The following is a 14,228-nucleotide window of genomic DNA, read 5'->3' on the forward strand; positions in this document are numbered from 1 at the left end:
GGGGAGTTGTAGGCCGGGTCAGCGCAGCGCCACCCGGCGGATGTTCAGGACATCAGCGGTAAAAGCTGCTGATAGATTTTGCGGAACACGACTCGTCGTTCAGCATAGCGAGCATGGTTTTTCGCATCAGGACGATGCTGCTGTTCAAGCGGAAGCTGGGGCAAAAGCGAGTTCAGTGGTTTATCCGGGTTCACCGCGATTTGCGCCAGCCGTGCCGCACCGAGCGCCGGACCAACCTCTCCCCCCGTACGATAGTCCAGCGGCAACCCGCTGATATCAGAAAGCATTTGCCGCCAGTAGCTGCTTCGCGCCCCGCCGCCAATTAAGGTAATGCTGGATGGCGTCAGGCCACAGTCATGCACGACATCCATGCCGTCCGCCAGCGCATAGCCGACCCCTTCAAGCACCGCGCGCGCCAGCTCTGCCGGGCCGTGCTGATGGGTAAGCCCGAAGAACACCCCTTTCGCTTCCGGGTTGTTATGCGGCGTGCGCTCGCCGGACAGGTACGGTAAAAACCAGACCGCACCGGCATTATCATCCGCCTGCTGTGCCGCTGCGATAAGCGCCGGTACGTCCGCCATTCCGGTCAGCTTTGCCGCCCAGTCGAGGCAGGAAGCGGCACTCAGCATCACCGACATTAAATGCCATTTGCCCGGCAACGCGTGGCAGAAGCTGTGTACGGCGTTTTCAGGGTTACTGCGATACCCGTCGCTGACGGCAAAATAGACGCCGGAGGTGCCGAGCGAGAGCATCGCCTGCCCTGCTTCCACCATCCCCACGCCAACAGCGCCCGCCGCGTTATCGCCGCCGCCAGCAACAACCGGTACGGCCGGCATATTCCAGCGTTCAGCAATGGAGGATTGCAGCGTGCCCGCGATCTCACTGCCTTCAAACAGCGCGGGCATATGGTCGCGCGTCAGCTGGCAGGCATCCAGCATCGCCTCGCTCCAGTCCCGTTTCGCCACGTCGAGCCACATCGTGCCCGCGGCGTCAGACATGTCGCTGGCAAAATCTCCCGTCATGCGAAAACGCAGGTAGTCTTTAGGCAGCAGCACCTTCGCTACCTGACGGAAAATATCGGGTTCATGGCGCTGCACCCACAGGAGTTTTGGCGCGGTAAAACCGGGCATCATCAGGTTGCCCGTAATGTCGCGGGACGTGGGCTCACGCGCTTCAAGAAGCGCACACTCTTCCGCACAGCGGCCATCGTTCCAGAGAATAGCCGGGCGCAGAACGCGATGCTGGCTATCCAGCAACGTTGCACCGTGCATTTGCCCGGCAATGCCCAGCGCTTTCACGTCGCGCAGGCTGTGCTGCTCGCCTAAGGCTTTCATCGCGCGGTCCGTCGCCTGCCACCACTGCTCCGGATCTTGTTCCGACCAAAGCGGATGCGGGCGTGAAACCTGCAACTTTTCAGTCTGGGTTGCTAACACATCGCCCTGCTCGCTTAACAGAATGGCTTTCACACCCGACGTGCCAAGATCGATCCCGATATACATTGTGGTGGCTCCTTTGACAGAAATGCCCGGGGCGATGCGCTTACCGGGCCTGCATGCTGCATACTGTTATTTATCGAAGAGGTAATGATTGACCAGGTTTTCCAGCAGTTCCTGATGCCCGCTCTGATGCTGCGGGGCCAGCTGATGCTGTTCAGCGTACTTCGCGATTTCCGCAAGCGATAACTGACCTTTCAGAATTTGCTGGCCCAGCTCACTGTTCCAGCCGCCGTAACGCTTCGCCACGCGTTTATCCAGCTCACCGTCTTCAATCATACGGGCCGCCACCTTCAGCGCCAGCGCCATGGTGTCCATCGCGCCAATATGCCCGTAAAACAGATCGTATTTGTCGGTGCTCTGGCGACGGACTTTGGCGTCGAAGTTCAGGCCGCCGGTGGTGAAACCGCCCGCTTTGATGATTTCGTACATTACCAGCGCATTTTCTTCCACGCTGTTCGGGAACTGGTCGGTATCCCAGCCCAGCTGCGGATCGCCGCGGTTCGCATCCACCGATCCGAAGATGCCCAGCGCAATCGCAGAGGCAATTTCGTGATGGAAGGAGTGGCCCGCCAGGGTAGCGTGGTTAGCCTCAATATTCACTTTGATCTCTTTTTCCAGACCAAACTGCTTCAGGAAGCCATACACGGTGGCCACATCGTAGTCGTACTGATGCTTGGTTGGCTCCTGCGGTTTAGGCTCAATCAGCAGCGTGCCGCGGAAGCCGATTTTGTGTTTGTGGTCCACAACCATCTGCATAAAGCGACCAATCTGCTCGCGCTCCTGACGCAGGTCGGTATTCAGCAGCGTTTCATAACCTTCACGACCGCCCCAGAGAACATAGTTCTCGCCGCCCAGCTGATGCGTGGCGTTCATCGCAGTCACGACCTGGGTTGCCGCCCAGCTGAAGACTTCCGGATCGGGGTTGGTTGCCGCACCCGCACCGTAGCGAGGGTTGGTAAAGCAGTTAGCCGTCCCCCAGAGCAGCTTCACGCCGCTTTGCTGCTGTTTTTCAGCCAGTACATCGACCATCTGCGCGAAATTGTTCAGATACTCTTTCAGCGATGCCCCTTCAGGCGACACGTCCACATCGTGGAAACAGTAGTACGGCACGTTCAGCTTATGGAAGAACTCGAACGCGACGTCGGCTTTACGCTTCGCCAGCTCAATGGCCTCGCCCGGCTGCTGCCATGGACGGTCAAAAGCGCCCACGCCGAACATATCAGCACCGTTCCAGCAGAAGGTGTGCCAGTAGCAGGCGGCAAAGCGCAAGTGATCTTCCATGCGCTTACCCAGCACCAGCTCATCCGGGTTGTAGTGACGAAATGCTAAAGGATTGGTCGTTTTCGTGCCTTCGAAACGAACGCGATCGAGTTGGTCGAAATAAGCTTGCATATTGAGCTCCATAATCAGGGTATGCGGCGTGGTCTTGCTTCTGGAGTAATAGTGAATAGACATTGGGGGTTGCTCAATTACGTTATTTCACACTGCTATTGAGAGAATGCACAATTGTGCGCTGGCTCGCAAAATAATGTGCAGACAAACTATTTTTCGGCGCATATTCCAGAATCAAATGTAATTAATAGGTTACGCTTTTTAAAATCCGATCGCGGTCATAAATTCAGAAATAAACCAAATATCGTAATGAGAAGATAAAAATCTGTAATTGCCAGCAGGCCTTTCCACGTTAAAAATTTGCTGCGTCTCAGCAGTGAACGTTTCTTTTATCTCAGCGACACATACTCCTACAAAAAGGCCTAATAATTATGAAGATAAAGAACCTGACCCTAACGCTCTGCACTACTCTCCTGCTTGCAAGCTTTGCCGGCCATGCCAAAGAGGTCAAAATCGGCATGGCGATTGATGATTTACGCCTGGAGCGCTGGCAAAAAGATCGCGATATCTTTGTTAAAAAAGCGGAATCCCTCGGCGCGGAGGTGTTCGTTCAGTCCGCTAACGGCAACGAAGAGACGCAAATGTCGCAAATCGAGAATATGATCAACCGTGGCGTCGATGTGCTGGTCATTATCCCGTATAACGGCCAGGTATTAAGCAACGTGGTGAAAGAGGCTAAACAGGAAGGCATAAAAGTCCTGGCCTATGACCGCATGATTAATAATGCGGATATTGATTATTATATTTCGTTCGACAATGAAAAAGTGGGTGAATTACAGGCTAAAAGCCTGGTCGCTAAGGTGCCGCAAGGAAATTATTTCCTGATGGGCGGTTCGCCTGTGGATAACAACGCCAAGCTGTTCCGCCAGGGACAAATGAAGGTGCTTAAGCCATATATCGACGAGGGCAAAATTAAGGTCGTCGGCGACCAGTGGGTTGACGGTTGGTTACCGGAAAACGCGCTGAAAATTATGGAAAACGCGTTGACCGCAAATAACAATAAAATCGATGCGGTCGTGGCCTCTAACGATGCCACCGCGGGTGGCGCCATTCAGGCGCTGAGCGCGCAGGGTCTGGCCGGAAAAGTCGCTATCTCCGGACAGGATGCCGATCTTGCGGGTGTTAAACGCATTATCGCGGGCACCCAAACCATGACGGTGTATAAACCCATTACCGAGCTTGCCAATACGGCTGCTGAAATTGCCGTTGAGCTGGGCAATGACCAACAGCCTAAAGCAGACGCAACGTTAAATAACGGCCTGAAAGACGTACCGGCTCGCCTGCTTACCCCTATCGAAGTCAACAAAGAGAACATTGACGCCACGGTGGTGAAAGACGGTTTCCATAAGAAGAGTGAACTGTAATCCAGCGCAGCCCCTGCCCGGCGGGGGCGCATCGACCTGCCCTGTTCATCTGTCGGGCTATGCGGAGCAGTTATGTCTTATTTACTTGAAATGAAAAGCATCACCAAAGCCTTCGGGACGGTGAAAGCGGTCGACAACGTCAGCCTGCGGCTGAATCCCGGCGAAGTCATGTCGCTGTGCGGCGAAAACGGCTCGGGGAAATCCACGCTGATGAAGGTGCTGTGTGGGATTTACCCGCACGGCAGCTACGAGGGCGAAATCGTCTTCGCCGGAGAGGTGCTCCAGGCCACGCACATTCGCGATACCGAGCGTAAAGGCATCGCTATCATTCACCAGGAGCTGGCGCTGGTGAAGCACCTAAGCGTGCTGGAAAATATCTTTCTTGGGGCCGAACTCTCACGCCACGGCGTGCTGGATTACGACACCATGACGCTGCGCTGCGAAAAATTGCTGGCTCAGGTGAGCCTGGCTATCTCACCGGATACGCGCGTGGGCGACTTAGGTTTGGGCCAGCAGCAACTGGTGGAGATCGCCAAGGCGCTGAATAAACAGGTACGCCTGCTGATCCTCGACGAGCCAACCGCCTCGCTCACCGAACAGGAAACGGCCGTTCTGCTCAATATCATCCGCGACCTGCAAAACCACGGTATCGCCTGCATCTATATTTCGCACAAGCTTAACGAGGTGAAAGCCATTTCTGACACCATCTGCGTCATCCGCGACGGGCAGCACATCGGCACGCGTGAGGCAAAAGGCATGAGTGAGGATGACATCATCACCATGATGGTGGGCCGCGAACTCACCGCGCTGTATCCCAACGAGCCGCACGCGATTGGCGAAGAGATCCTGCGCGTAGAAAACCTGACGGCGTGGCACCCCGTTAACCGCCATATCAAGCGCGTGAATGACCTCTCCTTCTCGCTGCACCGAGGCGAAATTCTCGGCATTGCGGGCCTGGTGGGTGCCGGAAGAACCGAGGCCGTACAGTGTCTGTTTGGCGTCTGGCCGGGGCGCTGGGAAGGCAAAATTTATGTGGACGGTCAGCCGGTAAAAATCGACAACTGCCAGCAGGCCATTGCCAGAGGCATTGCCATGGTGCCCGAAGACCGCAAAAAAGACGGCATCGTGCCGGTTATGGCGGTGGGAAAAAATATCACGCTGGCGGCGCTCAGCCAGTTTTCCGGCGCGCTGAGCAGCCTGGACGATGCCGCAGAACAGCAGTGCATTCTCCAGTCGCTCGCAAGGCTTAAGGTGAAAACGTCCTCGCCAGAGCTGGCGATAGGACGCCTGAGCGGCGGCAACCAGCAAAAGGCGATTCTGGCGCGCTGCCTGCTGCTTAATCCGCGCATTTTAATTCTGGACGAACCCACGCGGGGAATCGATATCGGCGCGAAGTACGAAATCTACAAGCTGATTAATCAACTGGTGCAGCAAGGGATTGCCGTCATTGTTATCTCGTCCGAACTGCCTGAAGTGCTGGGCCTGAGCGACCGCGTGCTGGTCATGCATGAAGGGAAACTCAAAGCCAACCTGAACAACCAGAACCTGACGCAAGAGCAGGTGATGGAAGCTGCCCTAAGGAGCGAACGCCATGTCGAAAAGCAACCCGTCTGATATCAAAGTCGCTGTTCCGACGCCCGGTGCGTTCGCAGGACTTAAATCGCTGAATCTACAAGTATTCGTGATGATTGCCGCCATCATCGTCATCATGCTGTTCTTTACCTGGATGACCGACGGCTCCTATCTGAGCGCACGTAACGTCTCTAACCTGCTGCGTCAGACTGCCATCACCGGCATTCTGGCGGTGGGGATGGTCTTCGTGATCATCTCAGCGGAAATTGACCTGTCGGTAGGGTCAATGATGGGCCTGCTCGGCGGCGTGGCGGCGATTTTTGACGTCTGGCTCGGCTGGCCGCTGCCGCTGACGATTGCGGTCACGCTGGTACTGGGTCTGCTGCTGGGGGCGTGGAACGGCTGGTGGGTGGCCTACCGGAAAGTTCCGTCGTTTATCGTCACCCTGGCGGGAATGCTGGCCTTTCGCGGCATTTTAATTGGTATCACCAACGGCACTACCGTCTCCCCCACCAGCGCCTCTATGTCCCAGATTGGCCAAAGCTACCTCTCTGATGGCGTCGGTTTTACGATCGGCGTGGTTGGGCTGATGGCGTTTGTCGCGTGGCAATGGCGGGGGCGCATGCGTCGCCAGGCGCTGGGTCTGGCCTCCCCTGCTTCTACCTCGGTGGTGGGCCGTCAGGCGCTTACCGCCGTGATTGTGCTGGGTGCCATCTGGCTGCTCAACGATTATCGTGGCGTCCCGACGCCCGTTCTGCTGCTGGCGCTGCTGCTGTTAGGTGGGATGTTTATGGCCACACGTACCGCTTTCGGCCGCCGCATTTATGCCATCGGCGGCAACCTGGAAGCCGCGCGTTTGTCCGGCATTAACGTGGAGCGCACCAAACTCGCCGTCTTTGCCATCAACGGGCTGATGGTAGCCATCGCGGGGCTGATCCTCAGCTCGCGACTGGGTGCGGGTTCTCCGTCTGCCGGTAATATTGCCGAGCTGGACGCCATCGCCGCCTGCGTAATTGGCGGAACCAGCCTCGCCGGGGGCATTGGCAGCGTGGCGGGTGCGGTGATGGGCGCATTTATTATGGCTTCGCTGGATAACGGGATGAGTATGATGGACGTGCCGACGTTTTGGCAGTATATCGTCAAGGGAGCCATTCTTTTGCTGGCAGTCTGGATGGACTCTGCCACCAAGCGGCGCGCCTGAGAACCGTATCGTGACTAATTTGGGAAAGTGAGCCATGTTTGAAAAGCGTCACCGCATTACGTTGTTATTCAATGCCAACAAAGCCTATGACCGTCAGGTGGTTGAAGGGGTTGGTGAATATTTGCAGGCGTCGCAATCCGAATGGGATATTTTCATCGAAGAAGATTTCCGTACCCGTCTGGAGAACATTAAGGACTGGCTGGGAGACGGGGTCATCGCTGACTTTGACGACCCCGTCATTGAACAGCTGCTGTGTGGCGTCGACGTTCCTATCGTGGGCGTTGGCGGCTCATACCATTCACCGGAACATTATCCCCCTGTTCACTACATCGCCACCGATAACCATGCCCTGGTCGAGACCGCTTTCCTCCATTTAAAGGAGAAAGGCGTACACCGTTTTGCGTTTTACGGTTTGCCCGCCACCAGCGGAAAACGCTGGGCAATGGAGCGTGAGTATGCGTTCTGCCAGCTGGTTGCCCAGGAGAAGTATCGCGGCGTCGTTTATCAGGGACTGGAAACCGCGCCAGAAAACTGGCAGCACGCGCAAAACCGGCTGGCTGACTGGCTGCAAACGCTGCCGCCCCAGACAGGCATTATCGCCGTGACGGACGCCCGCGCCCGCCACGTATTGCAGGTGTGCGAGCATTTGCATATTCCGGTGCCTGAAAAGCTGTGCGTGATTGGTATCGATAACGAAGAGCTTACGCGCTATCTGTCGCGCGTGGCGCTGTCATCCGTGGCGCAGGGTACGCGGCAGATGGGCTATCAGGCTGCGAAGCTGCTGCACAGACTGTTAGACAACGAATCCCTGCCGCTCCAGCGTCTGCTGGTTCCGCCCGTTCGCGTGGTCGAGCGCCGCTCTACCGACTACCGTTCCTTAAACGATCCGGCCGTGATTCAGGCGATGCACTACATTCGCAATCATGCCTGCAAAGGTATTAAGGTCGATCAGGTGCTGGATTCGGTCGGGATTTCACGTTCGAATCTGGAGAAGCGCTTCAAAGAGGAAGTGGGTGAGACGATACATGCCGTGATCCATGCGGAAAAGCTGGAGAAAGCGCGCAGTCTGCTGATCTCCACCTCGCTGTCGATCAACGAGATTTCACAGATGTGCGGCTACCCGTCGCTACAGTATTTCTATTCGGTGTTCAGGAAAGAGTATGACACCACGCCGAAGGAGTACCGGGAACGGTACAGTGAAGTCCTGCTCTAGAAAAGAGAACGCCTTCCAGTGGAAGGCGTTTTTCATTACATGTGCGCGGCAATCAGACGCTGGTTATCCTGGTACATCGAGAACAGATAGTTGTTATAACGCTGTCCCTGAGTGGAATACCCTTTCAGCTTGTGGATCATCGCCGTAGCCGTCACTTCCTGATCCGCTTTACGCAGCTGGGCGCGTGACTTACGGAACGAGGAGTAGGCCGGGTGGGTGTTCAGGTTCACCACGTAGGCATTCACGGAATCTTTCACCGATTCAAACTGTGAATAACCCTTCACCTTGCCGGGTGCATTGGTACAACGACCTTTGGCGCACTTCATGCCAAACAGATTGTTGTTGTTGCGGGCCAGCTTCGAGGTCCCCCAACCGCTTTCGGCGGCGGCCATTGTCGCCACCATGCTGCCTGGAATGATGTCCACACGTTCTAACAGTGAGTTCCACGGCACGCGACGCGTGTTTCCGCCCCACTTCACTTTATAGCGTTTGGCGATGTCTTTCAGGCGCGTGCGCTCAGACGGCGACCAGCGGCTATCGTACTGTTTGGAAATCAGCCAGTTACGATCCGCAGTAATCGCGGCATTTTGACTTTTAATGTAAGGCATTACCGTCCGGAGAAACGCTTTCTTTCGTGGTGTCCCGGAAGGGTATTTTCGCAAATCAGGAAGTGAACTACTCTTTGCACTATTGCGAGAATACTCTTGTTTACTGCTAACCTTACTGCTTGTCGTCTTTATTACGTGGGCTTTCTTACTCGTTGTATCCGCGTGCGTCTTTGCAAGCACCTCACCTGAAAATGCCATGGTGAGTAACATGAGTATCGCGGCCCCATATCGTCGAATGGGAGTCGATATCATTAGGTCTCCTGGTCGGATATAAGCATTCCAACACCTTATTTTCTTCAAAATTTGAGAGCGGAATCTCAAATCGTACCAAAAATAGTCTTCAAGAGCACGTATATAAATAGTCCAATTCCGAAACTATGTCATTCGAAACGTGCTCATTAAAGCATCAACACCGGAAAAATGTGTGCGATATCGCAGATAACAGCCTAATTTTGCGCGGGATCACTCATCCCTTCGCGTCCTCCTGGCAGAAAGCCTCATAGGAGGAGTTTTTCCCCTGAGCCGAATGGCACACTGGTCAAAAATGCCGCGACAGGAAAATGGAATGAAACGCACTGCATTAGCTGTTCTGATGTTACCCGCACTCGCGCATGCCGACTGGTCATCGCCGGGATTTGACGCGTTTAACGCTGAAGGTACCGGCGTCTTTACCAGCCAGGCAAAGCTTGCGAAGGGTACCCGTCCACTGACGTTGAGTCTTGACAACGCGTGCTGGCAGCCGACAGAGGCCATTAAGCTCAACGAGATGCTGTCGCTCAAACCGTGCGAAGGCACTCCGCCGCAGTGGCGGTTATTCCGTGACGGCGTTTATCAGATGCGTATTGATACGCGCTCGGGAACGCCAACCCTGATGCTGACGGTACAAAGCGCGGCGCCACAGCCTGTCGCTGACGTCACCCGCCAGTGCCCGAAGTGGGACGGTAAACCGCTTACGCTCGACGTAGCAAACACCTTCCCGGAAGGAACGGTGGTGCGTGATTTTTACAGCAAACAGACCGCGACCGTTGAAAATGGCAACGTCACGCTTCAGCCAGCCGCCAACAGCAATGGCCTGCTGCTGCTTGAGCGCGCCGAGACGGACAAACCCGCGCCGTTCAGCTGGCAAAACGCCACCGTCTATTTCGTGCTGACCGATCGCTTCGTGAATGGCGACCCTGCCAACGATAACAGCTATGGCCGCCATAAAGACGGTATGCAGGAGATAGGGACGTTCCACGGCGGCGATCTTAAAGGGCTTACCAGCAAACTGGATTACCTCCAGCAACTGGGCGTGAATGCGCTCTGGATAAGTTCTCCGCTGGAGCAGATCCACGGCTGGGTGGGCGGCGGCACCAAGGGGGATTTCCCTCACTACGCCTATCACGGCTATTACACTCAGGACTGGACGAAGCTCGACGCCAACATGGGCAGCGAAGAGGATTTGCGCCAGCTTGTCGACGAAGCGCACCGGCGCGGTATCCGCGTCCTGTTTGACGTTGTCATGAACCACGCGGGCTATGCGACTCTTGCCGATATGCAGGAGTATCAGTTTGGCGCGTTGTATTTGCAGGGTGATGAGCTGAAGAAAACGCTCGGCGAACGCTGGACTGACTGGAAGCCAGGCGCGGGTCAAAGCTGGCACAGCTTCAATGATTACATCAATTTCAGTGATAAAGCTGCATGGGAAAAATGGTGGGGAAAAAAATGGATCCGCACCGATATCGGCGATTATGACAACCCCGGCTTTGACGATTTAACGATGTCCCTGGCGTTTCTGCCGGATCTGAAAACGGAATCTAAGATCCCGTCAGGTCTGCCGAACTTTTATCAACACAAACCCGACACCAACGCGATAGTGATGACGAACTTCACGCCGCGAGATTACCTGACCCACTGGCTCAGCCAGTGGGTACGTGACTACGGCATCGACGGTTTCCGGGTCGATACCGCTAAACACGTTGAGCCTGAAGCCTGGCAGCAGCTGAAGGAGCAGGCCAGCCAGGCGCTGGTCGCGTGGAAAGCCGCCAACCCGGACAAAAAACTCGACGATGCGCCATTCTGGATGACCGGTGAATCCTGGGGTCACGGCGTGATGCAGAGCGATTATTATCGCCACGGCTTTGATGCGATGATCAATTTTGACTATCAGGAGCAGGCGGCGAAAGCGGTGGACTGTCTGGCGGATATGGATCTGACCTGGCAGCAAATGGCCGAAAAACTGCAAAGCTTTAACGTGCTGAGCTATCTCTCCTCCCACGATACGCGACTGTTCCGTGAAGGAGGCCAGCGCGCCGCTGAGCTACTGCTGCTGGCGCCGGGAAGCGTGCAAATCTATTACGGCGATGAATCAGAGCGTCCATTTGGTCCGACGGGCTCCGATCCGCTACAGGGAACCCGTTCGGATATGAACTGGCAGGACGTAACGGGTAAACAGGCGTTAACTGTCGCCCACTGGCAGCTTCTGGGGCAGTTCCGCGCCCGTCATCCGGCAATGGGTGAAGGCAAGCAAACCACGCTGTCGCTGAAAGAGGGGTACGGATTTGTACGCGAGCATAAGGGCGATAAGGTGATGGTGGTGTGGGCGGGTAATCAGTAGAACAATTCACTACATCAATCCCGCTCCGCCATACAAAACAACAAATCCGACCACATCCGCCGATTTGCACCAACACGGTGCTGGCGTTATGGTTACTGCCTTTCATATTAAGCCCGACAGATCACCTGCTATGACGTTTTCACAATTCGGCGATAAATTTACCCGCCATTCAGGCATTACCCGCCTGATGGAGGACCTCAACGACGGGCTGCGCACCCCCGGTGCTATCATGCTCGGCGGCGGAAACCCGGCTCAGATTCCGGAGATGAACACCTACTTCCAGGCGCTACTGGCAGACATGCTGGAAAACGGTAAAGCAACCGATGCGCTGTGTAATTACGACGGCCCTCAGGGTAAAACAGAACTGCTGACGCTTCTGGCATCGATGCTGCGGGAAGCGCTGGGCTGGGATATCGAACCACAGAATATTGCACTGACAAACGGCAGTCAGAGCGCGTTTTTCTACTTATTTAATCTGTTCGCCGGACGCCGCGCCGACGGCAGCACGAAAAAAGTGTTGTTCCCGCTGGCACCGGAGTATATCGGCTACGCCGATGCCGGCCTCGAAGAAGACCTGTTTGTTTCCGCACGCCCGAATATCGAGTTGCTGCCAGAGGGCCAGTTCAAATATCACGTTGATTTTGAACATCTGCATATCGGTGAAGAGACGGGCATGATCTGCGTGTCACGCCCTACTAACCCGACGGGCAACGTGATCACCGACGACGAGCTGATGAAGCTGGATGCGCTGGCGAATCAGCATGGTATCCCGCTGGTGATCGATAACGCCTATGGCGTCCCGTTCCCGGGGATTATCTTCAGCGAAGCGAGTCCGCTGTGGAACCCGAACATCATCCTCTGCATGAGCCTTTCCAAGCTGGGCCTGCCGGGCAGCCGCTGCGGTATCATTATCGCCAACGAAAAGATCATTACCGCCATTACCAACATGAACGGCATTATCAGCCTTTCGCCTGGCGGGATCGGCCCGGCCATGATGTGCGAGATGATCAGACGCAACGACCTGCTGCGCCTGTCGAATGAGGTGATCAAGCCGTTTTACGCTCAGCGCGTTCAGGAAACCATCGCCATTCTTCGCCGCTACTTACCGGAAGAACGCTGCCTGATCCATAAACCGGAAGGGGCAATTTTCCTGTGGCTGTGGTTTAAGGATCTGCCCATTACGACAGAGCTGCTTTATCAGCGCCTGAAAAAGCGTGGCGTGCTGATGGTGCCGGGAGATTACTTCTTCCCGGGGCTGGATAAGCCGTGGCCGCACACGCACCAGTGCATGCGCATGAACTACGTCCCGGACCCGGAAAAAATCGAAGCGGGAGTGAAAATTCTCGCCGAAGAGATCGAGAACGCCTGGCACGAGGCGGGTTAATAAGACCTCAGGCCAGATTACGCACCCGTTCCGCGCGTAATCTGGCGGGATCGATGCAGCGCAGCGCGTGGGTAGGACAGGCTTCAACGCAGGCTGGCCCACCCTCGCGATGCGCGCACAAATCACATTTCAGCGCCTGAACGCGACCTTCCACGACCCGAACCTGCATTGCCCCGAACGGGCACGCCACCATACAGCTTTTGCAGCCGATACAGCGCGATTGCTCAACGAGCCACGCTCTCGCAGCGCGGCGAATGGCCTGCGTCGGGCAGACATTGGCACAGGGCGCATCTTCACACTGATGGCAACCTACAGCCGTGGTGAAAGCGTTCCCCTTAACCACCCGGATCCGTGACGTAAACGCGTCTGGCGCGGCGGTGCTTTCATGCGACATCATGCACGCCACCTCGCAGGTGCGGCATCCGATGCATTTTTCAGGATCCGCCATGATAAATCGGTTCATGGATAACGCCTCGCGCAGGTTAAAAGTCAGTCCGTTAAATTATCGTTAGCGCATCATACCTTGCGTGCGAAGCGTTAAGGATGCTGTGGGTCAAAGAGCGGGCGCGGATACTTTTAGCTTAGGGGAAATGCGGATATGGGTGGATGAAAGCTAATTAACTGTGGCCTGTTGCCCTCACCCCAACCCTCTCCCACGGGAGAGGGTGAATGCTACGGCAGCACACGCCGTGCTGCCTCTGCAAGAAAAGCACTTCGGTTAGTAAATTGTGGATGCTCGCTGACAAAGGAATCAATCTTCACCAGCAAACGGCGAGGTATCGTAATATTGATGCGCTCTACTTTGCCTTCAAACTGTTTCATATTGATATCCACCAGCAACCATTGCCCGCCAATGAAATTCTCCGGATGACTTGCCAGATGCGCTTCAACCATACCCGGAAGTGGCAACATTTCATCCATTTCAAACAACGCTTCAAAATGGGCAGTTAATGCATCACGTGCGTCCTGAAAAGCATCATCCAGTGAATCCCCCGCAAAAAAACACCCCGGAACGTCAGGAAAGAAACCACTGGCGCTACCGTCGGAATCAGAATGAATGTAAGCCGGATAAAACATAACTACTCCTGATATCAGTGTTTAATTCCCGCCTGTCGCCAGATTTGTGCGAGAGTGCCTGGTTTAATGTCCTTTTTAGGATGTGGGACGGTAACCAATCCTTTTTGCACTGGATGGCGAAACTGATGATGGCTTCCCTTCGTTCTTACACATTTCCAGCCATGGCTAACCAGAACAGTAATGATATCCGCACTTTTCACATCCCAATCCTTCCCTGATTATACACATGATACACACCTTCGCTACTGGGTTGAATGAGACTACCGCATTAAAAACGGCAGCGCAGCCAGACTTTAGCGAAACAGGAAGAGGCATCGAGAAAAGA

General features: G+C 55.3%; 12 protein-coding genes. 6 read left to right on the forward strand and 6 right to left on the reverse strand.

Annotated elements, in window-relative coordinates:
• Positions 1-44: 44 nt before the first annotated feature.
• A complete protein-coding gene (gene xylB / locus IM300_RS20980) occupies positions 45-1,499 on the reverse strand; it encodes a xylulokinase (protein WP_193038181.1) in 1,455 nt (484 codons plus the stop codon).
• 66 nt (positions 1,500-1,565) lie between these two features.
• On the reverse strand, positions 1,566-2,888 hold the full coding sequence (xylA, locus tag IM300_RS20985; RefSeq protein WP_063449989.1) for a xylose isomerase: 1,323 nt from the start codon (positions 2,886-2,888) through the stop codon (positions 1,566-1,568).
• A 371-nt stretch (positions 2,889-3,259) separates the two neighbouring features.
• Between xylA and xylF the strand changes: the two genes are divergently transcribed.
• The 4 genes from xylF (at position 3,260) to xylR (ending at position 8,238) form a co-directional block, all read left to right on the forward strand.
• Positions 3,260-4,252, forward strand: coding sequence for a D-xylose ABC transporter substrate-binding protein (gene xylF / locus IM300_RS20990; RefSeq protein WP_063865834.1), 993 nt, complete (start codon positions 3,260-3,262; stop codon positions 4,250-4,252).
• Between the two features lie 72 nt (positions 4,253-4,324).
• Positions 4,325-5,866: a xylose ABC transporter ATP-binding protein gene (locus tag IM300_RS20995; protein WP_193038183.1), complete on the forward strand. Its 1,542-nt coding sequence runs from the start codon at positions 4,325-4,327 to the stop codon at positions 5,864-5,866.
• Positions 5,844-7,025, forward strand: a complete 1,182-nt coding sequence (gene xylH / locus IM300_RS21000) for a xylose ABC transporter permease XylH (protein ID WP_003860151.1) — start codon at positions 5,844-5,846, stop codon at positions 7,023-7,025. The genes IM300_RS20995 and xylH overlap by 23 nt, the downstream gene beginning before the upstream one ends.
• Before the next feature lie 34 nt (positions 7,026-7,059).
• Positions 7,060-8,238 carry a D-xylose utilization transcriptional activator XylR gene (gene xylR, locus IM300_RS21005; protein ID WP_193038185.1) on the forward strand — a complete coding sequence of 393 codons (1,179 nt, stop codon included), beginning with the start codon at positions 7,060-7,062 and terminating at the stop codon, positions 8,236-8,238.
• Positions 8,239-8,273: 35 nt separating this feature from the next.
• Here xylR and IM300_RS21010 read toward each other — a convergent pair whose 3' ends face one another.
• Positions 8,274-9,098 (reverse strand): protein bax, encoded by an 825-nt coding sequence (locus IM300_RS21010; protein ID WP_193038187.1) that lies wholly within the window; start codon positions 9,096-9,098, stop codon positions 8,274-8,276.
• 313 nt (positions 9,099-9,411) lie between these two features.
• Between IM300_RS21010 and IM300_RS21015 the strand changes: the two genes are divergently transcribed.
• Both IM300_RS21015 and avtA read left to right on the forward strand, forming a co-directional pair.
• Complete coding sequence (locus tag IM300_RS21015; protein WP_193038189.1) at positions 9,412-11,442, forward strand: alpha-amylase; 2,031 nt, start codon at positions 9,412-9,414, stop codon at positions 11,440-11,442.
• A gap of 130 nt (positions 11,443-11,572) precedes the next feature.
• Entirely contained in the window at positions 11,573-12,826 is a 1,254-nt protein-coding gene (gene avtA / locus IM300_RS21020) for a valine--pyruvate transaminase (protein ID WP_193038191.1), read from the forward strand.
• Positions 12,827-12,833: 7 nt separating this feature from the next.
• Here the strand turns inward: avtA and IM300_RS21025 are convergent, their stop codons facing one another.
• From IM300_RS21025 to IM300_RS21035, 3 genes are all read right to left on the reverse strand, one after another.
• On the reverse strand, positions 12,834-13,289 hold the full coding sequence (locus IM300_RS21025; RefSeq protein WP_193038193.1) for a 4Fe-4S dicluster domain-containing protein: 456 nt from the start codon (positions 13,287-13,289) through the stop codon (positions 12,834-12,836).
• A 209-nt stretch (positions 13,290-13,498) separates the two neighbouring features.
• Positions 13,499-13,903, reverse strand: coding sequence for a type II toxin-antitoxin system HicB family antitoxin (locus IM300_RS21030; protein WP_193038195.1), 405 nt, complete (start codon positions 13,901-13,903; stop codon positions 13,499-13,501).
• Positions 13,904-13,917: 14 nt separating this feature from the next.
• Positions 13,918-14,103, reverse strand: coding sequence for a type II toxin-antitoxin system HicA family toxin (locus IM300_RS21035; protein WP_057979982.1), 186 nt, complete (start codon positions 14,101-14,103; stop codon positions 13,918-13,920).
• Between the last annotated feature and the right edge of the window lie 125 nt (positions 14,104-14,228).

Origin of the sequence: Enterobacter cloacae complex sp. I2, from assembly GCF_014896205.1 — a bacterium.
Classification (GTDB): domain Bacteria; phylum Pseudomonadota; class Gammaproteobacteria; order Enterobacterales; family Enterobacteriaceae; genus Enterobacter; species Enterobacter quasihormaechei.

Excerpts from the sequence above, each read along its gene's own strand:
- xylB (WP_193038181.1), bottom strand. The coding sequence starts at position 1,499 with ATGTATATCGGGATCGATCTTGGCACGTCGGGTGTGAAAGCCATTCTG.
- xylA (WP_063449989.1), bottom strand. The coding sequence starts at position 2,888 with ATGCAAGCTTATTTCGACCAACTCGATCGCGTTCGTTTCGAAGGCACG.
- xylF (WP_063865834.1), top strand. The coding sequence starts at position 3,260 with ATGAAGATAAAGAACCTGACCCTAACGCTCTGCACTACTCTCCTGCTT.
- IM300_RS20995 (WP_193038183.1), top strand. The coding sequence starts at position 4,325 with ATGTCTTATTTACTTGAAATGAAAAGCATCACCAAAGCCTTCGGGACG.
- xylH (WP_003860151.1), top strand. The coding sequence starts at position 5,844 with ATGTCGAAAAGCAACCCGTCTGATATCAAAGTCGCTGTTCCGACGCCC.
- xylR (WP_193038185.1), top strand. The coding sequence starts at position 7,060 with ATGTTTGAAAAGCGTCACCGCATTACGTTGTTATTCAATGCCAACAAA.
- IM300_RS21010 (WP_193038187.1), bottom strand. The coding sequence starts at position 9,098 with ATGATATCGACTCCCATTCGACGATATGGGGCCGCGATACTCATGTTA.
- IM300_RS21015 (WP_193038189.1), top strand. The coding sequence starts at position 9,412 with ATGAAACGCACTGCATTAGCTGTTCTGATGTTACCCGCACTCGCGCAT.
- avtA (WP_193038191.1), top strand. The coding sequence starts at position 11,573 with ATGACGTTTTCACAATTCGGCGATAAATTTACCCGCCATTCAGGCATT.
- IM300_RS21025 (WP_193038193.1), bottom strand. The coding sequence starts at position 13,289 with ATGAACCGATTTATCATGGCGGATCCTGAAAAATGCATCGGATGCCGC.
- IM300_RS21030 (WP_193038195.1), bottom strand. The coding sequence starts at position 13,903 with ATGTTTTATCCGGCTTACATTCATTCTGATTCCGACGGTAGCGCCAGT.